This window comes from Priestia sp. TRM10 (assembly GCF_057808375.1).
In genome coordinates this window covers 170955-191769 of record NZ_JBJZOT010000011.1, presented here as the reverse complement: position 1 = coordinate 191769, position 20815 = coordinate 170955, and the positions used below count along the sequence as shown (strand labels likewise).

General features: G+C 36.9%; 24 protein-coding genes. 3 read left to right on the top strand and 21 right to left on the bottom strand.

All coding sequences use genetic code 11. The annotated features are described in order from the left end of the window. Positions 1-19 precede the first annotated feature (19 nt). From ACK3CR_RS09350 to galU, 6 genes are all read right to left on the bottom strand, one after another. On the bottom strand, positions 20-1327 hold the full coding sequence (locus tag ACK3CR_RS09350; RefSeq protein WP_243516398.1) for an oligosaccharide repeat unit polymerase: 1308 nt from the start codon (positions 1325-1327) through the stop codon (positions 20-22). A 32-nt stretch (positions 1328-1359) separates the two neighbouring features. Beyond that, positions 1360-2889, bottom strand: a complete 1530-nt coding sequence (gene murJ, locus ACK3CR_RS09345; protein ID WP_243516396.1) for a murein biosynthesis integral membrane protein MurJ — start codon at positions 2887-2889, stop codon at positions 1360-1362. A 10-nt stretch (positions 2890-2899) separates the two neighbouring features. Further along, positions 2900-3607 carry a WecB/TagA/CpsF family glycosyltransferase gene (locus ACK3CR_RS09340; protein ID WP_061804774.1) on the bottom strand — a complete coding sequence of 236 codons (708 nt, stop codon included), beginning with the start codon at positions 3605-3607 and terminating at the stop codon, positions 2900-2902. An 88-nt stretch (positions 3608-3695) separates the two neighbouring features. Further along, complete coding sequence (locus ACK3CR_RS09335) at positions 3696-4979, bottom strand: nucleotide sugar dehydrogenase (protein WP_243516394.1); 1284 nt, start codon at positions 4977-4979, stop codon at positions 3696-3698. A gap of 138 nt (positions 4980-5117) precedes the next feature. Next, positions 5118-6461, bottom strand: a complete 1344-nt coding sequence (locus ACK3CR_RS09330; RefSeq protein ID WP_488975280.1) for a UDP-glucose dehydrogenase family protein — start codon at positions 6459-6461, stop codon at positions 5118-5120. A gap of 122 nt (positions 6462-6583) precedes the next feature. After that, a complete protein-coding gene (galU, locus tag ACK3CR_RS09325) occupies positions 6584-7465 on the bottom strand; it encodes a UTP--glucose-1-phosphate uridylyltransferase GalU (protein WP_243516383.1) in 882 nt (293 codons plus the stop codon). 292 nt (positions 7466-7757) lie between these two features. Here galU and ACK3CR_RS09320 point away from each other — a divergent pair, with 292 nt between their 5' ends. Further along, the gene (locus ACK3CR_RS09320) at positions 7758-8813 is read left to right on the top strand and encodes a C40 family peptidase (RefSeq protein WP_328122085.1); all 1056 of its coding nucleotides are present in this window, start codon (positions 7758-7760) and stop codon (positions 8811-8813) included. 140 nt (positions 8814-8953) lie between these two features. Here ACK3CR_RS09320 and ssb read toward each other — a convergent pair whose 3' ends face one another. After that, entirely contained in the window at positions 8954-9289 is a 336-nt protein-coding gene (ssb, locus tag ACK3CR_RS09315; RefSeq protein WP_243516376.1) for a single-stranded DNA-binding protein, read from the bottom strand. A 115-nt stretch (positions 9290-9404) separates the two neighbouring features. Here ssb and ACK3CR_RS09310 point away from each other — a divergent pair, with 115 nt between their 5' ends. Beyond that, positions 9405-9821: a YwpF family protein gene (locus tag ACK3CR_RS09310; RefSeq protein ID WP_488975279.1), complete on the top strand. Its 417-nt coding sequence runs from the start codon at positions 9405-9407 to the stop codon at positions 9819-9821. Here the strand turns inward: ACK3CR_RS09310 and ACK3CR_RS09305 are convergent. Further along, positions 9812-10048, bottom strand: coding sequence for a hypothetical protein (locus ACK3CR_RS09305; protein WP_488975278.1), 237 nt, complete (start codon positions 10046-10048; stop codon positions 9812-9814). The genes ACK3CR_RS09310 and ACK3CR_RS09305 overlap by 10 nt on opposite strands. Positions 10049-10317: 269 nt before the next feature. Here ACK3CR_RS09305 and ACK3CR_RS09300 point away from each other — a divergent pair, with 269 nt between their 5' ends. Next, on the top strand, positions 10318-10719 hold the full coding sequence (locus ACK3CR_RS09300; protein WP_430239912.1) for a helix-turn-helix domain-containing protein: 402 nt from the start codon (positions 10318-10320) through the stop codon (positions 10717-10719). Positions 10720-10770: 51 nt separating this feature from the next. Here ACK3CR_RS09300 and ACK3CR_RS09295 read toward each other — a convergent pair whose 3' ends face one another. The 13 genes from ACK3CR_RS09295 to ACK3CR_RS09235 form a co-directional block, all read right to left on the bottom strand. Beyond that, positions 10771-11148 (bottom strand): hypothetical protein, encoded by a 378-nt coding sequence (locus tag ACK3CR_RS09295; protein ID WP_243516372.1) that lies wholly within the window; start codon positions 11146-11148, stop codon positions 10771-10773. 119 nt (positions 11149-11267) lie between these two features. Beyond that, positions 11268-11705, bottom strand: a complete 438-nt coding sequence (fabZ, locus tag ACK3CR_RS09290) for a 3-hydroxyacyl-ACP dehydratase FabZ (RefSeq protein WP_019394820.1) — start codon at positions 11703-11705, stop codon at positions 11268-11270. 14 nt (positions 11706-11719) lie between these two features. Next, positions 11720-11989, bottom strand: coding sequence for a DNA-directed RNA polymerase subunit beta (locus ACK3CR_RS09285; protein WP_019394819.1), 270 nt, complete (start codon positions 11987-11989; stop codon positions 11720-11722). A 31-nt stretch (positions 11990-12020) separates the two neighbouring features. Beyond that, on the bottom strand, positions 12021-12848 hold the full coding sequence (locus ACK3CR_RS09280; RefSeq protein ID WP_243516371.1) for a flagellar hook-basal body protein: 828 nt from the start codon (positions 12846-12848) through the stop codon (positions 12021-12023). Positions 12849-12863: 15 nt separating this feature from the next. Beyond that, positions 12864-13685: a flagellar hook-basal body protein gene (locus tag ACK3CR_RS09275; protein ID WP_488975276.1), complete on the bottom strand. Its 822-nt coding sequence runs from the start codon at positions 13683-13685 to the stop codon at positions 12864-12866. Between the two features lie 91 nt (positions 13686-13776). After that, on the bottom strand, positions 13777-14778 hold the full coding sequence (locus ACK3CR_RS09270) for a rod shape-determining protein (protein WP_243516369.1): 1002 nt from the start codon (positions 14776-14778) through the stop codon (positions 13777-13779). A 285-nt stretch (positions 14779-15063) separates the two neighbouring features. Next, positions 15064-15333: a sporulation transcriptional regulator SpoIIID gene (spoIIID, locus tag ACK3CR_RS09265; RefSeq protein ID WP_019394815.1), complete on the bottom strand. Its 270-nt coding sequence runs from the start codon at positions 15331-15333 to the stop codon at positions 15064-15066. 362 nt (positions 15334-15695) lie between these two features. Continuing rightward, positions 15696-16511 (bottom strand): stage II sporulation protein SpoIIQ, encoded by an 816-nt coding sequence (gene spoIIQ, locus ACK3CR_RS09260; protein WP_488975275.1) that lies wholly within the window; start codon positions 16509-16511, stop codon positions 15696-15698. Between the two features lie 144 nt (positions 16512-16655). Then, complete coding sequence (gene spoIID, locus ACK3CR_RS09255) at positions 16656-17690, bottom strand: stage II sporulation protein D (protein ID WP_488975274.1); 1035 nt, start codon at positions 17688-17690, stop codon at positions 16656-16658. A gap of 127 nt (positions 17691-17817) precedes the next feature. Further along, entirely contained in the window at positions 17818-19122 is a 1305-nt protein-coding gene (murA, locus tag ACK3CR_RS09250; protein WP_488975273.1) for a UDP-N-acetylglucosamine 1-carboxyvinyltransferase, read from the bottom strand. A gap of 31 nt (positions 19123-19153) precedes the next feature. Next, complete coding sequence (locus ACK3CR_RS09245; RefSeq protein ID WP_243516366.1) at positions 19154-19906, bottom strand: YwmB family TATA-box binding protein; 753 nt, start codon at positions 19904-19906, stop codon at positions 19154-19156. Between the two features lie 139 nt (positions 19907-20045). Further along, positions 20046-20282 (bottom strand): DUF1146 family protein, encoded by a 237-nt coding sequence (locus ACK3CR_RS09240; RefSeq protein WP_019394810.1) that lies wholly within the window; start codon positions 20280-20282, stop codon positions 20046-20048. Positions 20283-20393: 111 nt separating this feature from the next. Beyond that, positions 20394-20798 (bottom strand): F0F1 ATP synthase subunit epsilon, encoded by a 405-nt coding sequence (locus tag ACK3CR_RS09235; protein ID WP_243516365.1) that lies wholly within the window; start codon positions 20796-20798, stop codon positions 20394-20396. Positions 20799-20815: the final 17 nt, after the last annotated feature.

Below are 20815 nucleotides of genomic sequence, written 5' to 3'. Positions count from 1 at the left end.
ATGAAGGTTTTTAGGAAATTTATGATAGTCGATTAAACTGACCATCTCTGCGCTTATCTTGCTCAATAGATGTTGCAATAACGGCAAAACCAATCATGAGTAGGAAAATCAGATCAAGCAATCCTGTATGAATGGAAATCATAAAAATCGTTGTAACAAAACCATACGCAATTGTTTGATATGACTTTGTTGTTGTTTGTCTCATTCTGTTGTAAAGAAGAGATAGAATAATACCGAAGATACCCATTCCAATAACGATTCCAACGTATCCTCCGTCCATATACAACTGACCAATAACAGTTGGCGTTGTTGTTCTTCCAGGTCTTGTAACATACTCTCCAACCTGTTTTACTGCATAATCGTTAGCTGCTTCTGTTACAATCATACGTGGTGATTTTTGCTCACCTGGAAGCACTGTACCAAGAATACTTTTATGAAGTTCTCCGTTCAGGTAACCATGATCTTCTGTATAATCTTCAATTTTACTGATAACAATACGTCCTGTTACCATTGTTTCAGTTAAAGCTCGAACCCATTTTGGAGTTTCATTTACCTTACGAATAGCTTCTTGCTTTTCTGTGATTGCTTCTTCCTGCTGATGTTCCTCTTCAACTTGAGGTCCTTGACGTGTATTAAATTCTTTCGATGTATCCTCTGTTAATACACGGAAGAGTCCGAAGAGAGAGAATGAAATACCAATAACTGCTACCATTAAGATAATCCACGATGTTTTTACTCTCTTTACTAAGTAGTGGAAAGCAATGAGGGATGTAAAAAACATAATAGCAATTGGCGTACGATATCCCATAAGGATAAACGCAACAAGGATTAAGGCAATAATAACACCGTAAGAGATCTTCTGTTTCTTCGATAAACGGCCACCGCTTCCTACAACACCGTAGAAGACAATAAGAAGACCGCCAAACCATAATAGGGAACTTAGGAAATTAAGTTTTGGATCTAGATTACGACGTACAGATTCATCCGTAATTCCGATTTGACCTGTAAAAAGCATAGCTAAGTAGCTCACTAATCCTACAAGAGTTAGGAGATAAACAAAATAAATTGTTTTTCCCTTCAAGAAGGAAAGTCCAAATTTCGGGAATTTCCAACCGAGTTTTTGGATTAAAAATACCGCTATATAATAAGCAATAAGACCAACAATGACTGGTAGGAAAATATTGTTATAGGCCTTAAAGTATTGAATGCGACCAAAATCAAATAAACTCATAAAAAAGTAAATAGCAAAGATCGCTGGAAAGAAGATATAAGGTGAAAAAACGTCACCTTTATTAATAAATTGAATAAGTCGATTATTTTTAAACATAAATAAGGTTGTTACTACAAATATAGTAACGTTTACCTCCCCTCAGATGCTTCTCGTTTTAGTTGTTTAATGTTCAGAAGTTCTTTCATCGAACGTGATCTTGTTAGGAACAGAACAATAAAGTACGAAATAGCTCCTATAATAATCATAACCATTAAATATACATATTCATTCGGGCTGTATGTTTCTACAGTCCCCTTCATCAACATCAGCAATCCAAACATTGCACATGTAGCGATAAGTACTTTTCCATATTCCATTCCAACATAAGATAGAGAGAAACCATTTATCAATTTATACAAAGTTGTAAATGTAATAGCAGAATATATTAAGGCAACAAGTGAAAACGAAAGAGCAAGTCCTGATGCACCTAGAGTATTAACAAGAATAGCATTTAGAATAACGTTACATATGATAGATACAATTCCTACCCGTAACATATAATGTCCTTTTTCTAACGTATAAAACCCTTTTGCAATAACAGCTTGAATACTGTAGAAAAGTGCTGAGCCAACGTAGAATATTGCGTAATGGCTCGTGGCAGCAGTTGCTTCAGCCGTAAATTTCCCACGTTCATAGACTACTTTTACAACCTCAGGCATAAGAATAAGCATCCCTGCGAGAGTTGGTGCTAGGAATAAAAACATGAGTGAAAGTCCCTTTTCAATTCCTCTTTTAAAGAGCACCTTATCATCTTGTGATTTTGCACGGGCAAGCATAGGAAAGATAATTGTTGCAATTGTTACACCAAACACAGCCTGCGGAATATTAATAAGCCTGAAGGCAAGATTTAAATTTGTTGCCGCTCCGTCCCCAAGCTGAGCTGAAAAAATAGAGTTTACAAGCAAGTTAACTTGTCCAACTGCAATTGTTAAACCTACAGGAACAAAAATATAGTAGAAGGCTTTGATTTCGCTCCAATCCGACTTTTGCTTCCAATCAATAAAATTGGTTGGCTTAAGATACACAAGTTTGATTAGAAATGAAATTAGCGTCCCAACTAAATAGCCAAGCGGTACTGAATAAATACCAAGCTGCGCATGGAAGAAAATTGCTCCTCCAATTGTACAAAAGACAACAATAGTTTGGGAAAATACAGAGAAGGAAAATTTTCTTTGAGCGTCAAAATAGCCTTCAAAAACAGCGTTGACTCCAACAAGAAGAATGGAAGCAAAATAAATGACAGATGTCCAAATTGCTACATCTTTTGCTTCGCCTTGAAAATCATTATAAATGAGGGGCACTATAAAAGGTGACAACATCATTCCGATTAAAGCAATCAATGTCGCAATAACGGTTGTCCCCTTCACAACGTTTGTTAAGTGAGAAAATCCTTTTCCTTTTGCATCATATTTATAATAACTCGGTAAAAAGGCTTCTTTCATTCCCGTTAGCATAAATAAAACAATAGCATTTGGAATGACCATTGAAACTGTGTATGCATCTGTGATTCTAGTACTTCCAAAATAGTTTGTAATGGCTACATCCCTAAGCATACTAGAGAACTTTAATACAAACGTTGATACGAAAAATAGCAGTGTAACAAATTTAAGTTTTGACATTATACCACGTCTATCCTTTGAGTACTTTGATCAAAAATTTTGGTAAGATTAACTGTCTTTTAAAGCGCCAAGGTTCTTTGATAAGGCGGTAAAACCATTCAAGTCCAAGACGTTGGAAGAAAGCTGGGGCCCGATTTAATCGCCCAGAGATTACATCAAATGAGCCACCGACTCCTTGATAAACATATGGAGCTAATTTCTCCTTATGATTGATAATCCAATTTTCTTGGGTTGGACTACCTAGTGCTACAAAGATGATTTCTGCACCAGAACCATTGATAGTTTCTTCAATGACTTTCTCATCTTTTTCGTAGCCATTCAATGTACCGACGATGTGAATTCCTGGATACATTTCTTCAAGCTTTGCTTTAGCTTCATCTGCAATTCCAGGTTTTGCTCCGTAGAGGAAGACTTTTTTTCCATGAAGATGAGCTTGTTCACAAAGTTTCATCATCATATCAATTCCTGTTACTCGCTCTTTGATATTGCCTTTTTTTAACTTTGAAGCAATAAGTACACCAACGCCGTCTGGGATTTGGTATGTAGCAGCATTTAGCAGGTTCCTAAGAGATTCATCTTCCTGTGCCTTCATAATCTTTTCTGGATTAATGGCTACGATAAACGACTTACGCTTGTTCTCAATATCACTTAATAAATGGGACGCAAGCTGATCATACGTTTGGTCGCAAACATCTACTCCTAAGATGTTTTCCTTCATCTAATCACCTAATTTAGAAAATAGTAATAGTTTCGTAAACATAATGTTTCAAGCGGCACTCTTAATAAGCGCCGCTTTTAATTGTTCATCATACTTCTGAATGTTTAGAATCACCTAGTAAGAAAACATCAAACTGATTATCTTCCCAAAGCGTACGGTCAATACAGTTCTTAGTATCAAAGATCATCTTCGTACGCATACTACCCTCTACTACTTGTGGATCAAGGGTTTTAAACTCATTATGATCGGTTAAAATGACAATTAAGTCTGCATGATTAACTGCTTCTTCTAAGCTCTGTGTTTGTTTTGCTAAGTTATTTTGTTTAATATGAGGGTCATATGCTGTGTAGTCTACACCTAGTTTTTCTAAGTGTTCAACAACTTCAACAGATGGACTTTCTCTCATATCATCAATGTTACCTTTAAATGCTAGACCAAGCACTGCAACACGTCCGTTGTTAATTCCCTTTTCTTCCATGATCTGTTTTGCTTTTAGTGCCGTATATTCTGGCATAGAATCATTTGTTTGACGAGAAAGAGAAATGATTTTGGCTAGTTCTGGTTGAAGCTCAACAAGGAACCATGGATCAACAGCGATACAATGTCCTCCAACACCAGGACCTGGTAAATGGATATTTACACGAGGATGGTAATTAGCCAACTTAATCGCTTCCCATGCATTCACACCAATTTTCTCACTAACCTTAGCTAATTCATTCGCAAAAGCGATATTTACGTCACGGTAGGTGTTTTCAATTACTTTTACCATTTCTGCTGTTGTAGCATCTGTTACATGAATGTTTCCTTTTACAAATGTTTTATAAAGATCAACAGTAAGCTGGCTTGATTTCTCATTAATTCCACCAACAATACGGTCATTTTCAACAAGCTCTTCAAAAACTCGACCAGGAATTACTCGCTCTGGTGAATGAGAAACGAACAGCTGTGTACCAATTTCTAATGGAGATGTTTTAAGTACTGGCATCATCACATCTTCAACAGTACGAGGAGGCACTGTTGATTCAAGGATCACCAAGTTACCTTCTTTTAAAAATGGGACAATTGATTCTGTTGCTTCACGTACATAATCTAGATTTGCTGTCTTATCAGCTTTAATTGGAGAAGGAACAGCAATAATAAATACGTCTGCTTCTACAGGTTCTGTTGAAGCGGTAAAATGGCCGCTTTCAATCGCTGATACAAGACGATCTTGTAAGCCGTTTTCTTCTATATGAAGTTGCTTATTATTAATTAATTGTACTGCTTTCTCATTGATATCTACTCCATGCACTTTTAGTCCATGGTTTGCAAACATAACAGCCGTTGGCAATCCAATGTATCCAAGGCCGACTACGCATAACTTCTTTGACATTTCAAAAGGTCTCCTTTACATGACTTGCTTTGAAATTTAAACCTAACTGATATTATATCGAAAAATACAAATTCATGATAGCATTATTCGAAAAACATGAAAAGATTTTCTCGTTTTTTATAATTTTTTGCCATTTTATTAAGAATTATTTTCTACATTGTAGGATTCAATTGCCTTATAATATACAGGTTCCCTGCCAATTGACAGATACGTCACTTCCTCTTTTTTAGCTTCTTCAATATCATGACAGTTACGGCCATCTAAGATAACTGGCTCTTTCATAAGCTGTTTATATGTTGAAAAAGGAATCTCCTTAATTTCATCCCATTCTGTTACAATGAATGCTATATCAGCTTGTGCTAATGCATCTTCTGGTATTTCCATATAATTTAAAGTATCTCCATAAATATGTTGAATATGTCTAGTTGCAATTGGGTCATATACAGCGATTTGTGCCTCTTCTTGTTTGAGAGCATCAATTAAAAGGAGACTTGCCGCTTCACGAATATCATCAGTATTTGGTTTAAAAGCAAGCCCTAGCACTGCTACCTTCTTCCCTTTTAAAGAGCCATAAAGTTCCTTCGCTTTTTCATAAAGCAGTACTCGCTGATCATTGTTCACTTCAATCACAGATTTTAACAGATGAAAATCATAGTTAATATGATTAGCAAGCTGAGCTAAGGCTTTTGTATCCTTTGGAAAACAAGAACCTCCATAGCCAATTCCAGCACGTAAAAATTGATGCCCAATTCGTTGATCTGATCCAATTCCATTAGCTACATCATCGACATCTGCTCCGACTTTTTCACAAATGTTCGCAATTTCATTAATAAAGCTGATTTTTGTAGCCAAAAATGCGTTTGCTGCATATTTAATCATTTCTGCACTTCTAATATTTGTACTGATAATAGGAATGTTTAACGGTGCGTATAATTTTTCTAATGTTTCAATTACATAAGAATCTTCTGCACCAATCACAATTCGGTCTCCATGAAACGTATCATAAATAGCTGTGCCTTCTCGTAAAAATTCTGGATTTGAGGCAATACGAATTTTTACGTCATGCTTCTTGTGCTTTTCGATAATATCTTTGAGCCTGTCGTTTGTCCCAACAGGAACCGTACTTTTTGTGACAACGATTGTATCTTTTACAACATTTTCAGCAATTGCTTTTGCAACACTTTCTACATATTGAAGATTTGCTGAACCATCTTTCTGCTCAGGAGTTCCAACCGCAATAAAAATGATGTCTGCATCTTTATATGCTTCTTTTGGCTCATGAGTGAAAAAGAGGCGGTTTTGTTTGCTGTTTTTTTTCATAAGTTCACTTAAACCAGGTTCATAAATAGGAGAGAATCCATCTTTCATAAGCTGTACTTTATTCTCATCAATATCAAAACATGTTACTTTATAACCCACTTCAGCTAAACAAACACCTGTCACTAATCCTACATATCCTGTCCCAGCAATGGAAATATTCACAATCTTCCCTCCACCATCTTTACTTGTATAGTAAAATAATTTCTAAATTGCTAAGATGTCTTTCACATAAAAAGAGGAAGAATATCCTCCTATAAAGCTAAGAGGCTATTCTTCGCAGATTTTTATTGCTGAAGTTCATTTAGCTTCTTTTTCATATAATCTAAAAGAGCAGGCTTTAGCGCTTGACGCTCTAATGCAAAATCAATTGTTGCTTTTACAAATCCTAGCTTATCCCCCACATCGTATCGACAGCCTTCAAAATGGTACGCTCCTATGCTTTGAAAAGCGCTAAGTCTACTAATTGCATCTGTAAGCTGAATTTCATTTCCAGCTCCTGCTGGCAAATTCTCTAAAATGTGAAAAATTTCAGGTGTTAATATATATCGTCCCATAATCGCATAATTTGAAGGCGCTTCTTCTCTTCTTGGTTTTTCTACGAGAGACTTTACCCTAAAGTAGTCTTCTGTTAGTGTCTCTCCAAGTTCAACAATCCCGTACTTTGAAACATTTTTCCATTCTACTTCTTGAACGCCAATGACTGTATGATTTTCTTTTTCATACGCTTTTATAAGTTGCAGTAGGCAAGGTACCTTAGATTGAACAAGATCATCTCCAAGCATGACGGCAAAAGGCTCATTTCCAATGAAGGTACGGGCACAGTTTACAGCATCCCCCAGTCCCTTTGGCTCCTTTTGACGAATATAGTGGATGTTTGCAAGGCGTGAAATTTGTTGAATCTCTTCTAATGGGTCCCATTTTTGTCGCTTTGCTAACGTTTCTTCAAGCTCATACGATTTATCAAAATGATCTTCAATTGCTCGTTTCCCTCGACCGCTAACAATTAGAATATCTTCAATTCCTGAAGCTACTGCTTCTTCTACGATATATTGAATCGTTGGTTTATCTACAATTGGAAGCATTTCTTTCGGCTGCGCTTTCGTTGCAGGTAAAAAGCGGGTCCCAAGCCCTGCTGCTGGAATAATGGCTTTGCGAATTTTCCCCATACTCTTCACAACCCCTTTGAAAGTAGCTTTTATCGCTCATTTATGTTTTAAAGTAACAAAAGAGTGTTGCCAATATATAGTAGCCTTAATTTATCACATTCATATAATACCAAAATGAAAAAAAGGGCGCCAATTTTTACATTAAAGGTTAAAGTTTTACATCTTAATCCGATATGAGACATATTACGTGTTTTTATACTAATAGACGATAAATGTTAGCTCAAGTTTCAAAAATCATAGTATAATAAATTCAAGTATGATTGTTAAAAAATAACATATAGGAGGAATATATGTGAGGAAACGAGTACCATTTTTAACATCGTTAGCAGTTCTAGGCAGTGCTTATCTTTTTCAAACGTCCGCAGATGCAGCAAGTGTCGAAGTAAAGAAGGGCGATACCCTTTTTAAACTTTCAAAACAGTTTAATACAAGTGTCTCTGATTTGAAGAAGGTCAATAACTTAAGCAGCGACCTTTTACGTATTGGACAAGTTCTTCAATTACCAAATGGACAATCTGCAAATGAACAAAGCTCACAAGCCCAACCACCTACTTCAACAAGTAATCATACATCAACATATCAAGTGAAAAGTGGGGACACTCTTTACAAAATTTCATCCCAAACAGGGACATCTGTAGCAGAGCTCAGATCGTTAAATAATCTTAGCTCCAACTTAATTTACGTTGGCCAAACACTAAAAGTTTCAGGTGAAAGTACATCATCACCAACTACTGGATCTTCACCTTCACCAACAGGGGGACAAAGCGAACAAAGCAATGGTTCTTATACTGTTAAAAGAGGGGATTCCTTATGGAAAATTGCCTCTCAATACGGCATAAGCGTTTCTCAACTACAGAGCCTAAATGGATTAACAACCAATACAATATATGAAAATCAAGTATTGAAAATAACTGGTTCTCCTAAAACGGACAATAACACTTCAAAACCAGCACCACCAAAATCACCTGCTACACCTACACCAAATGGTTCGATTAATAAACAAAAATTTATTAATGATGCCCTATCTCTTCAAGGTATTCCTTATAAATGGGGAGGCACAACAACAAGCGGATTTGATTGCAGCGGATTTATTTATTATTTATTAAAAGATCAAACAGGCGGACAACGCTTAACAACGGCAGGATATTGGAGCACAACAACAAAAGTCTCTTCTCCACAGCCTGGAGACTTAGTTTTCTTCACTACATACCGTTCTGGTCCTTCTCATATGGGTATTTATTTAGGAAACAATCAATTTGTACATGCTAGTTCCTCAAATGGAGTAACCGTTTCATCACTTACAAATTCATATTGGAATCAACGTTATTTAGGAGCTCGAGCTCTTTAATAAAAAAAGACCAGCTACATATTGTAGCTGGTTTATTTTTGGAGAGGTAATAGAGGATAAGTTTATATTGTCTTTTTAGAAGGTATAAGAAGTGAGGTAATGTAAAACGACTTATCACCCCCTTTCAAGTTGTGATCTACCTAGGATGGTGCTCCTATTTTACGTTGCAAAAAGCGAATCCGGTCAGCTATGATTTCCGTTAGAAATACTTTTTCACCTCCATCACGTTCATACTGACGGGTTTGTACTCGACCTGTGATTCCAACTAAAGTTCCTTTTTCACAGTACTGAACTGTATTTTCTGCATTTTTTCTCCATACAGTAACAGAAACAAAGTCAGCGTCAAACTCTCCGTGTTGGTTGCGAAAAGAGCGCTGAACCGCTAATACTAAATGAGTATAAGCAACTCCGTCTGTTGTGTAACGAAGGTCCGGTATTCTTGCAAGACGACCAACTAACGTAACTTGATTAAACAATTAGTGTAACCTCCTTTCTCATTATTAGGGAGGATTAGAGTAGTTAAGGCTATAAAGGGTTTAAGTATGCTATACTAAATAATAATTTCTAATTTTGTGATGGAGGGATGTTATCTTGAAAACGTTTAAACTTGTCCACTTAGATATTGTAAGTCCGGACAAACGGAAGGATCTCTTACTAAAGGACGGATTAATCATTAATAAAGAAGATGAGCAAAACCTTTGGACAATTGAAGCATTGCTTCCCAAAACTGAATTAGACTACTTCCAAGAGCTTTGCAGATCAGAAGGAAAGCTAACTGTAAAAGCAACTATTTCTAAAAAAAATAATTTACCAGCTACTTTTCAAACAAAAGTAATTGCTACAACAGAGATGAAGAACTATGTTAGCGTGCTTATGAACGGCTATTTAAAAAACACACGCCCAAATATCGCAGAAGGAATTCTTGCTCAACTACTGCAAGAGGGTCTTGAAGGTGAAGCCCTGTTGAAAGAATTCAAAACAAAAGTTAATCAATCATATCAACGATAGTGCTTTTCGGGAAATGCCATAACATCATTTTCATATATAGGAGATAGAAAATTGTTTTTATAGGCTTTCCCAAGTACTATTGGCCTTCTTGCCTCCCGCTCTATGCTACTACACCATTTTGATTTACTTAAATAGAACTTCCTCATCTCTTTCATACCCCCTTTCGCATTTCTATCGTCATCATAATATATTCTCTCTCCTTTGCAACCTTCTTTTGCTATTAACATACTCCTCCTTTCTTTTTTTAGAAGGTTTTCACTGTAGATGTAAGGAAAACCTTTCGATAAGTTGACATAATTATACATATTTTATACAACAAGAGTAGACACACTTTTTAGTAGAAGATTTCTAGTTTTTCTTATTCAAAGATTTGGGTCTTTATACAATTAAAATTTTCCAAAAACTTTTCTACTTTTTATGATCTATTTAAGAACCGACAGGGCTATGTTCTCAAATAGCACTATGTTTTATTATTCTATTTAAAAGGAGCTTATTTATGGATTCTCTCTGTATGAACATTCGTCACTATCGTAAACAAAGAGGTTGGACACAAGCAGATCTTGCTGGAGAAATGGATATCTCACGTTCTACCGTTGCTAAATGGGAAAATGCTCATCTCTACCCTTCCCTTCAAGACTTCGTTAAACTCTGTGAAGTCTATCAAGTTTCCATGGACAAGCTATATGGAAAAGCAGAACAAAATACACCTTTCCTCAAAGAGTTTCAGCACACCTACAAAAACCATTATTCTAATGAAATTGAGCAGCTTGTTAAAGTCTTAAAAAAATATCCTAAGCTTCAAGAAAACCTCTACACTTTTATTTTTAAAAATGATAATGGGTCTAGAAGTCGTGTTCATTTCCTTACAAAGGTCCTTAAAACAATTATTGAGGAATAATAAAATAAAAAGACTGTTGATTTTATATCAACAGTCTTTTATGTAAGTTTATTAGTTAACAAATTTACGAATCCAGAATCTTGCTTCAGCTTTGCAAGAGTAATCTACGTTAATATTTCCTTGCTCTTTCGTTAAGCGCTCTAACTGTGCCACTTGTTCTTCCGTCGGCGGCTCTGTCACCACTTTTTGAATTGTCTCGTTAATCTTAACAGCGAGTTCTTGATGAAATTCAGGACTCTCTTTCATCGCCTCGTCAATTTTTTTAAACCAAGAAGCATTATTTCTAATATAGGTCTTCCATTGATCGATAAATTCATTAGAACTATATTGACCTTCATTCCACTTAATTTCATTCATATAGTCTTCAAAAGCTTTTGTAATAGAACGCGTAATACTGACTTTTACTCCTTGTGGCAAATCCTTTAACATTTAACGAAAGTACCTCCAAACTGTAAACTTTCTTTTAACTCATTATAACATAATCAGTTAAATTCTAGCATATTACCCTATTATATCTAAAGAAAAAAGCCGTGCTGCTGCAACGGCTTTTATCCTTCTTGCTTGTCCCCAAGTGCGAACATAATATCTGTCTCACATACAAGTTCTCCGTCAACAGTTGCTACCGCTTTTCCTTTACCAACAGCACCACGGAAACGCACCATTTCTACTTCTAAACGAAGCTGATCACCAGGACGAACTTGACGTTTAAAGCGACAGTTATCAATGCCTGCAAAGAAAGCCAAACGGCCACGATTTTCTTCTTTCATTAGCATCGCTACTGCTCCTACTTGTGCAAGTGCTTCCACAATTAAAACTCCTGGCATTACAGGATATGTAGGAAAGTGTCCGTTGAAGAAATCTTCATTCGCAGATACATTTTTAATACCAATTGCTTTCTTTCCTTCTTCAACCTCCAAAACGCGATCAACAAGCAAAAATGGATAGCGATGTGGAATAATTTCTTTAATTTGTTCAATATCAAGCATACTTTCTGCACTCCTTACTCTTTCACAATAAATTCCATAATGTGATTCCATGTAGACGGTTTTAAAGCATCGAAAACAGAGCCGTCCCCAATAAAGGCATAGCCAACGACAACCCCAATAAGAGCACTAACCGTCATTAGAACACTGACAATCATAACACGTAACCAAAGGGGAAACAATTTAACCCGATTTTTTCTCGCCTGCTGTAAATCATTCCATGCCGCTTTTAGAAATCCTTCTTTTTTCTTATGCTGGTGTCTTACCTCACTTGTTGGAGCTGTCATTGTCTTCCTCATCCCCCGTTCTTTTATAGGTTTATCTCATTGTATTAATTAAACCAAGCATTTGGTCTGAGAGGGTAATAGACTTAGCATTGAATTGATAAGCTCGCTGAGCATTCAACATATTTGCTAATTCATTACCTATATTGACGTTTGATTGTTCTAGCACGCCTTGTTCTAATCCAATTTGAGATCTCTCTTGCCCCCTAATGTTAATAAGCATAGGGTTCTCTATTCCCTGCTCCGCCGGGGCAGAAAAGAGATTGTCCCCATCCCTCATTAGAAGCGCAGGGTTCTGTGCATAAGCAATGCCGAGATCATATACGTTTAAAGGTACTGTTTCCTCTTCTCCATAAACAGCCAGTTCTCCTTGCGATGTAAAAGAGATTTTTTGATAGTTTGAAGGAATAACAATGGTTTCCCCATTTTCATCAAGAACAGGATTACCGTCTCCTGTTACAAGCACAATAGAGTTTTCATCTACTTGGGAAAGATTGAATGCTCCGTCTCTTGTATACTTTATTCCATCTTTTGTAGAAATAGTAAAGAAATAACCTTTTTTAGAGAGAGCCACATCTAAATCTCGCTTAGTTGTTGTAAGAGAACCTAATTCATTATTTGTACTCGTGTGGTCAAGCATCGCTCCTACTCCTTCTCTAATACCGCTCGGAGTTTTTCTGCCTTCGTTCCCTCTAGTATCATCAACAGGGATAGCAAATTGCTGATATAAAAGAGAATTAAAATTCGCTTCCTGCCTTTTATATCCTACAGTAGAGCTGTTGGAAACATTGTGCGAGATAAGATCAAGCTGCTGTTGCAACCCATTCATCGTATTTGCTGCATTGATCATCGAACGGTTCATAATAAGTCCCCCCTCTTAACTAATCCGTCCTACTTCATTTGCTGCTTTTTCCATACTTTTATCATAAGCCTGCATAACTTTCTGGTTTGCTTCAAATGAACGATAGGCAGCCATCATCTCTGTCATTGTTTGTGAGCTATCAACATTTGAATTTTCCAACATACCTTGATTTATCTTATAAGAAACCTCCGCATTTCCAATAGCGCTTGAAAGAGGAGTTTCAACGGAATAAAGTCCGTTTCCTTCTTTATTCAAGTCTTCAACATTATTTGAAAAAGCAATATCAATGGTACCAACCACTTCTTCATTTTGAGTGACTACACCTTGTTCACTAATCTCAAAATCGTCATCAGTTAACGAAATTCTTGTCCCATTTTGCCCTAAAACATAGTGGCCGTCGTTTGTTGTTAAGTAACCGTCATTGCTTAATGAAAAGTTACCGTTCCTTGTATAACGTACCTCATCACCTTGCTCTACTATAAAAAAGAACGAGCCTTCTTGTCCTGCTTCACCTTCTGGAACCTTTCCATCAATAAGGGCTACATCTGTAGAGCGGTCTGTACTCTGAAGTCCACCTTGAGTAAAATTAGGAGTTAATTCTTGCATATAAGCTCCTGTGTTCAGTGAACCTATTCTCTTACGAACCGGAATTTGATGATTATCAATTCCCTTTTCACGCTGCACCCTATCAAGCAACATCTCAGGAAAAGATCGAATTGAAGCCTGATCCTGTTTAAATCCAACTGTATTAACGTTTGCCATATTGTTTGTCAGCCGTTCAACATTACGCTGCTGCGTCATCATCCCGCTTGCCGCTGAGTAAAAGCCTTTGAACATATATAGACCTCCATTACTAAAATAAAGGGAAATTTCTATGTTACCGAAACTTCCCTTCTTTATGATAGAAACAATATAGAGTAGACTTCTTTTAAATAAATTGACGACGTGGTAGTTTATCCATATTCTCAAGCATAATACCTGTTCCAATAGCCACACAGTCCATTGGATTCTCAGCTACGAAAACAGGAACTTTTAGTTCTTCTGCTAATAGTTGATCCATTCCGTGTAAAAGTGCTCCACCGCCAGTTAAAATAATCCCTCTATCAATTATATCGGCAGAAAGCTCTGGAGGTGTTTGTTCTAGAACGCTTTTCGAAGCTTGCACAATAACGGCTACAGATTCTCGTAACGCTCCTTCAATCTCTTCAGACTTAATAGTAATAACACGTGGTAAACCACTCACCATATCTCGTCCTCTAATATCCATTTCTTCTTGACGATATTGATTAAAGACCGTTCCGATATTGATTTTAATCTCTTCTGCTGTTCTCTCTCCGATAAGCAGTTTATAGCGACGTTTAATGTAGTTAAGGATTTCCTGATCGAACTTGTCTCCGGCCATTTTAATGGATGCAGAAGTTACGATATCTCCCATTGATAAAACGGCTACATCTGTTGTTCCACCGCCAATATCAACGACCATGTTTCCGCTCGGTTGGAAGATTTCCATTCCTGCTCCTAAAGCTGCTACTTTTGGTTCTTCTTCTAAATACACTTTCTTTCCGCCACTTTTTTCAGCCGCTTCTCTAATTGCTTTCTTCTCAACAAGCGTAATGTCCGTTGGGCAACAGATTAGGATACGCGGTTTTGATAACACACCTTTTACATTTAATTTATCCATAAAGTATTTCAACATAGCCTCTGTTATATCAAAGTCTGCAATAACGCCGTCTTTTAACGGGCGAATAGCAATGATATTTGATGGAGTTCTTCCGACCATTTGACGAGCTTCCTCTCCGACCGCAAGAACTTTTCCTATATTTTTATCGATAGCTACAACAGAGGGTTCATTCAAAACAATCCCTCTTCCTCTTACATGAATCAAAACATTTGCCGTACCTAAATCTATCCCAATATCTTTTGCTAACATTACTGCTTTTTCCTCCTTCAAAATCTTCCTCTTAAAAACACGTTCTTTTGTCCTAATATAGTATTTTATCACAAAAGAGGATATATGTATGATTAATTTTAATATTTTCCCCATATACCAATATGAGTTATTTCTTTGATACTTTAGAACCTCTAAATCCTTATAAGTAGGGATTTAGAACTTAAGAAGCGAGCGCTCTAAAAAACAGACGATACCCTTTTAAAAATTAGAGTAATCGCCTGTTTTTTATCTTCTTAGACCTAACAAAACAACCATCTCTACAAATTATTTAACAGGTTCTTGAAGTTCTTCTTTCCTGTATTTTAACTTAGTGGCTTCTCCACCTCGTAAGTGACGAATTGATTTATGATAATCTAAAATCTCCTTCACTTCGTTAGCTAAATCAGGATTGATCTCTGGAAGTCGCTCAGTTAAATCTTTATGGACTGTACTTTTGGAAACTCCAAATTCTCTTGCAATCACTCTAACTGTTTTCTTTGTTTCCACAATATACTTGCCAATCTTGATTGTTCTCTCTTTGATGTAATCGTGCACACCACTCGCCCTCCCCAAATTGGATGTGAGAAGCGTAAGATGAGAGTTGTATACAAAGTTCTGTTTCAGCTTGTTCATGATTTAAAAAGAAGATAATAGAGGATAAGGTAGGATATATAGTTTCTCACCTCAAACATTCTCTTTGTTAGGTTTGTAACAGTGTATTAGCTTGGATGAAGATATATGCAACAAAAAGTCAATAGGGACAACAATTTATGAATATTTTTCTACTTTTTATTTTGGGGAATGAGCTTTTTGACAGAGTCAGTGACTTTTCAACAGAAATTGGGTCAATTTTCATTATTTGAGAATTTTGTCGTAAAAAAAGAAAGAGCTAGAAGTCTAGCCCTTTCTTTCACTTGTTACGCATTTAATTTTGCACTTGCTTGATCTGAAGAAGATTCTTCCTGCTTGTCTTGCTCATCTGAAGAGTTTTCTTGCTTCTCATCTTCTTTCTGATCATCAGCTTGCTCTTCTTCTACAGGAGCTTCTTCACTTGCTTTTACAGAACCAACTGTTTTTCCAAAATACTCATTTGGATTTACAACGTTATTATCTTTGCGCACTTCAAAATGCACATGTGTTTCAGCTTCTTTATTAAATAGACTTTGTCCTGCTTTTGCAAGTGCCTGTCCTTGCTTTACAGTGTCTCCAGCTTCCACTTTCACATCTTGTAGTGATTGATAATGTGTTACAACACCATCAGCATGCTCAACTTCAACAACATAGCCTAAAAGAGGATCTTTTTCTGCTCTTGTTACCGTACCACTTGCTGCTGCTGTTACTTTAAAACTTTTTCCATCTTCACGTGCATAATCAACACCTGTATTCTGATGGTACTGATTGTTGTAGAAAACAATTGCTTCTTCTTGTTCCTCCGGTTTTGCACTGTGGTCATAAAACTCTGTCTTTACAACCATTTTTTCTTCATTTGCAAAAGGTTTTGCAATTTCCTCAACACTTGAATTTACTTCTACAGCATCTTGACTTCCGTCATATACAGTTTGGTCATTATTTTTGTCATTAGCTTGATCATTGCTGTTTCCTTGGAACCAAAGAACTGCTGTAAGAATGATTGCTGCACTGAATAAGTAAACAGCCGGATATACCCAACGTTTTCTAAAAAACTTCTTGAATTTTGATGGTTGTGAAACGCGATTTTTTTCTTCGTCTCTCATATGTTATCACCTCAGCAACCATTCTGAACAAAAACAAGGCATTATATACACAAAAAGAATTTTTTCCACTTATTTTTTGCTAAAAACGTTAAATTATGCAGAAAATAAGAAAAAAGCTTAGAAAGTATGCTCTTTTCTAAGCTTTTATTTCTTGGCCATTAAACTATTCAACTCTTGATCATAGGAGGAAATAGAGACATCTTGATAATAGTGATGGACAATATCTTGATAATCTTTTCCTTCCTCTGCCATTCCATTTGCCCCATATTGACTCATTCCAATGCCGTGACCGTTCCCTTTTGTGTTAATGGTAATCTCGTTCCCATGCCTTTCAAATGAGAAATCGGTTGAAGCTAATTCTAATTTTGTACGTACGTCTTTACCAGTTAGTGTTTTGTTATCAAATTTCACTTTTTCTACTCGTTTACCAGGAGTAGTTGATATAATTTGCCCTATCTGTTCCCCATCTCCAAGAGTAACATCTAAACTTTTTTCAAACTGCTCAACTGATATGACTTTCTTTGCCGTAAACTTTGGTGATTTCTTATCCCAAGGACTTTCAACACTTTTCAAGTATGGAATTGAATTCGGCCAATATTCTTCTGAATTATCCGTATAACCATTACTTGTTGAAAAGAAGGTTGCCTCAATTGGATCACCATTATACGTTAAGATTTCTCCTGTCGTCTCTTCAACAGCTTCTTCAATCTTTTGAATTTTTTCTTCGTAGTTACCTTTCCAGAGTTTCTTTAGTTCTTTTCTATTGTGATAAACCTGATCTTGAACAGTATCCGTAACATTTGCTTTACCTGGAAGGTTAGAAGAGCCTGATGTTAAATGTTTTACAATATAAGTACGAGCTGCCAGAGCTTGAGCTTTCAAAGCTTCTTCTTCGAACTCTGCGGGCATTTCTGCAGCAACAACACCAACTAGGTACTCTTCAAGCGGAAGCTTCTCGATTTCTTTAGTTTCTGTTCTGTATACCGCCACTTTAACAGCTGTTGCGTTCTGTTTCTTTTTGGCACTAGCACTTTCTGTTTCCTTTTTGGGAGGTTGGACACTTTCCATACTCTCTTCACTAGCCTTTTCTCCAAAAGGAACAACTAGAAGAGCAGGAATGATTAAGACGACCGTAAATAGAACTGCTGCTGTGATAAAAAGGGGTTTGTAACGTTTCATGAACGCGTATAGCCTCCACTCTCTTAAAATTTAATCATCTATGTTCATTTTTATGGGAGTGGACAACCTTTTATGACTGAAGAAACCATAAAAAAAAGGTGGCTTTTAAAAGCCACCTTTTTATAAATTAAACGTTTATATCTGTTACTTTAGAAACTTCTGGTTTTACAGCTTCATCGTTCACGCGTTCAATGTCTGCTCCAAGGGCAAGTAATTTGCCATGGAAATTCACATAACCACGATCAAGATGCTTAAGCTCTGTAACACGCGTATAGCCTTCTGCTACAAGACCAGCAAGGATTAGAGCTGCTGCTGCACGTAAATCTGTTGCAGCGACTTCTGCTCCTTGCAATTTAGAAGGTCCGTTAATAATAACTGAACGCCCCTCAATTTTAATATCAGCATTCATGCGACGGAACTCTTCCACATGCATGAAACGATTTTCAAAAACGGTTTCTGTAATCATACCTGTACCAGATGCTTGAAGAAGCAATGACATCATTTGTGATTGCATATCCGTTGGGAAGCCCGGATGTGGCATTGTCTTAATGTCAACTGGAGTTAGTTTTTCTGGACCAATAATGCGTAAGCCATCGCCTTCTTCAGTAATGGTTACACCCATTTCTTCCATCTTCGCTACTAGAGAGCTTAAATGCTCCATAACAGCTCCTCTTACAAGGACGTTTCCTCCTGTAATTGCTGCAGCTACCATAAATGTACCTGCTTCAATACGATCAGGAATAATCGTATGTTGAGCGCCATATAATGTAGGAACGCCCTCAATACGCATTGTACCAGTGCCAGCTCCTCTGATTTTGCCTCCCATAGCATTAATAAAGTTAGCTAAGTCAACAATTTCAGGTTCTTTAGCACAATTTTCAAGCGTTGTTGTACCGTCTGCAAGAGCTGCAGCCATCATAATGTTTTCAGTAGCACCTACGCTTGGGAAGTCTAAATAAATTTTAGCTCCCTTTAGTCTTCCGTCAACATGAGCTTCAATGAAGCCATTTCCTACCTGTACTTTTGCACCCATTGCTTCAAAGCCTTTAAGATGCTGATCAATTGGTCTTGAACCAATCGCACAGCCTCCAGGTAAAGCTACACTTGCTTTTCCATTACGAGCCAATAAAGGACCCATAACAAGCACAGAAGCACGCATCTTACGTACATATTCAAAAGGCGCATCTGTTTTAAGTTCTTGTGATGCATCTACAACTACTTCATTACCGTTAATCTCTACTTTTGCGTTCAAGTAGCGTAAAACTTCGCTAATTGTAAATACATCGGAGAGAGCAGGTACATCATTCAGAATAGTTTTTCCATCACTAGCTAATAAAGTTGCAGCGATAACAGGCAACACAGCATTTTTTGCACCTTCAACTTTTACTGTGCCGTTCAACTGTTTTCCGCCGCGGACGATGATTTTTTCCAAGGTATTCCCCTCCGCGTCCATTTTCTATATATTAATATTCAGACGTAATAATGGGTGTGCCAACGACAAAGGTCGTCTTTTCGCCCATTCCTTGATTTCTTATTGCTATTTGTAAGTTCATTCTTTGTTGGTCTTGTGTCAGAAGAACGTCTTCCCACATTTCAGTATATGCTGTTACTGAAACAAATGCTTCTTCACTAAGCTCTTCGACAGAATCTGCTTTAAATGATTTCAATAGTTTCTGAGAGCCTAAAGACAAAACACCTTTAATATTATCATTGAAGTGCCCTCTAATACAAGCAAAACTTTCGAAATTTCCTGTAAATAATTCTTCGTTCTTCTTTGTTAAATATGGATTAAAATAAGACCAGACTTCCTGACTCCACTGCTTCCCTTTGACATCATATATAATATACGATTGATGATGTTCTTTTTTGAGGGTCATTAGCAGCTGAATTTTTTCATTAATTCCATACTTTTTCTCTTTCCCTACCCCAACAGCTTTCCAAACCTCTTTATCCTTTTGAATCGACCACTGAAAATGGGCATACTTCTTTTTTAATAAAGCCGCTTTGCTCTCAAAAGCCGCTTTTGTTGTTACATCAATTTTCTCTCGATTATAAATTGACCATTCTGTAACCGTTCCTTCTGATTTATGCACCCCATGAGCAAGCTCTTCAATTGGGTATTTTTCCCCAAAAGCAAAACTCACGTAATTACCATGATATAGGAATATAGCTAGAATGAAAATAGCTAAAAAGACACTATTTTTAAATTTTAACATCCAATTTCTCCCCCTTCTCCTTATCTCTCATTTTTTCCAAATGATAATGTCTCATACGTGAAAAAAATCGACAGAATTCAGAGGAGATTGTCTAACTATATGTCACTATAAAAAGAAGAAACATTCTGTCAGAACAATATTAGAAGAAAAGTGATGGCAACGATTGGGACCATGACAAAAAGTCCAGAAAAAAGTTGCTAACGCTTGTGCCGATGGCAATTGTAAGAAGCATTAATAAAAGTCGTGCTTGCACAACACGATTAGCTCTAATCATCTTATCAATGGAAAGAGCTTGAAGAGCCCACCATGTTACAACAAGAAAGATAAGATGTGAAAACATCCCAACTAATGCTTGTTGACCAATTGCTTGTAACATATTTTATCATTCCTTTTAAATCCTATTGTTTTTGCATGCTTGAATTGTTAATAAATATAGCTAAAAAAACCTCTAGGGTTTCTACGTTCGTTCCCTAGAGGTTTTTTTATGTTAAACGTTACGGCTACCTACTTTAATACGATTTAAAGCACGTCTGAGGGCAAGTTCAGCACGCTGAACATCAAGGTCAGCTTGCTTGTTAGCTAGTCGCTCTTCTGCACGTTGCTTAGCCTCTTCCGCACGTTTGATATCGATGGCACCTGCTGCCTCTGCTGCCTGTGCTAAAATTGTCACCTGATCCGATCTTACTTCTAGAAAACCGCCGCTTACTGCGATAAAGTCTGTTCCACTTGGCGTGTTAAGTTTTACAGCTCCGATTTTCAACGGTGAGACCATCGGAATATGACCTGGCAAAACACCTAGCTCACCGCCCTGTGTTTTGGCAATGACCATTTCTACATCTTCACTATATACCGGGCCATCAGGAGTTACCACACTGACATTCATCGTCTTCATCTAACACCCTCCTAGGT

Excerpts from the sequence above, each read along its gene's own strand:
- spoIIQ (WP_488975275.1), bottom strand. The coding sequence starts at position 16,511 with ATGAGAGACGAAGAAAAAAATCGCGTTTCACAACCATCAAAATTCAAG.
- ACK3CR_RS09335 (WP_243516394.1), bottom strand. The coding sequence starts at position 4,979 with ATGTCAAAGAAGTTATGCGTAGTCGGCCTTGGATACATTGGATTGCCA.
- ACK3CR_RS09235 (WP_243516365.1), bottom strand. The coding sequence starts at position 20,798 with ATGAAGACGATGAATGTCAGTGTGGTAACTCCTGATGGCCCGGTATAT.
- ACK3CR_RS09270 (WP_243516369.1), bottom strand. The coding sequence starts at position 14,778 with ATGTTAGCAAAAGATATTGGGATAGATTTAGGTACGGCAAATGTTTTG.
- ACK3CR_RS09295 (WP_243516372.1), bottom strand. The coding sequence starts at position 11,148 with ATGTTAAAGGATTTGCCACAAGGAGTAAAAGTCAGTATTACGCGTTCT.
- ACK3CR_RS09280 (WP_243516371.1), bottom strand. The coding sequence starts at position 12,848 with ATGAACCGTTCGATGATCAATGCAGCAAATACGATGAATGGGTTGCAA.
- ACK3CR_RS09245 (WP_243516366.1), bottom strand. The coding sequence starts at position 19,906 with ATGTTAAAATTTAAAAATAGTGTCTTTTTAGCTATTTTCATTCTAGCT.
- murJ (WP_243516396.1), bottom strand. The coding sequence starts at position 2,889 with ATGTCAAAACTTAAATTTGTTACACTGCTATTTTTCGTATCAACGTTT.
- ACK3CR_RS09300 (WP_430239912.1), top strand. The coding sequence starts at position 10,318 with ATGGATTCTCTCTGTATGAACATTCGTCACTATCGTAAACAAAGAGGT.
- spoIID (WP_488975274.1), bottom strand. The coding sequence starts at position 17,690 with ATGAAACGTTACAAACCCCTTTTTATCACAGCAGCAGTTCTATTTACG.
- ACK3CR_RS09240 (WP_019394810.1), bottom strand. The coding sequence starts at position 20,282 with ATGTTACAAGCAATTGGTCAACAAGCATTAGTTGGGATGTTTTCACAT.
- ACK3CR_RS09340 (WP_061804774.1), bottom strand. The coding sequence starts at position 3,607 with ATGAAGGAAAACATCTTAGGAGTAGATGTTTGCGACCAAACGTATGAT.
- ACK3CR_RS09285 (WP_019394819.1), bottom strand. The coding sequence starts at position 11,989 with ATGACAGCTCCAACAAGTGAGGTAAGACACCAGCATAAGAAAAAAGAA.
- fabZ (WP_019394820.1), bottom strand. The coding sequence starts at position 11,705 with ATGCTTGATATTGAACAAATTAAAGAAATTATTCCACATCGCTATCCA.
- ACK3CR_RS09305 (WP_488975278.1), bottom strand. The coding sequence starts at position 10,048 with ATGTTAATAGCAAAAGAAGGTTGCAAAGGAGAGAGAATATATTATGAT.
- ACK3CR_RS09350 (WP_243516398.1), bottom strand. The coding sequence starts at position 1,327 with ATGTTTAAAAATAATCGACTTATTCAATTTATTAATAAAGGTGACGTT.
- ACK3CR_RS09275 (WP_488975276.1), bottom strand. The coding sequence starts at position 13,685 with ATGTTCAAAGGCTTTTACTCAGCGGCAAGCGGGATGATGACGCAGCAG.
- galU (WP_243516383.1), bottom strand. The coding sequence starts at position 7,465 with ATGGGGAAAATTCGCAAAGCCATTATTCCAGCAGCAGGGCTTGGGACC.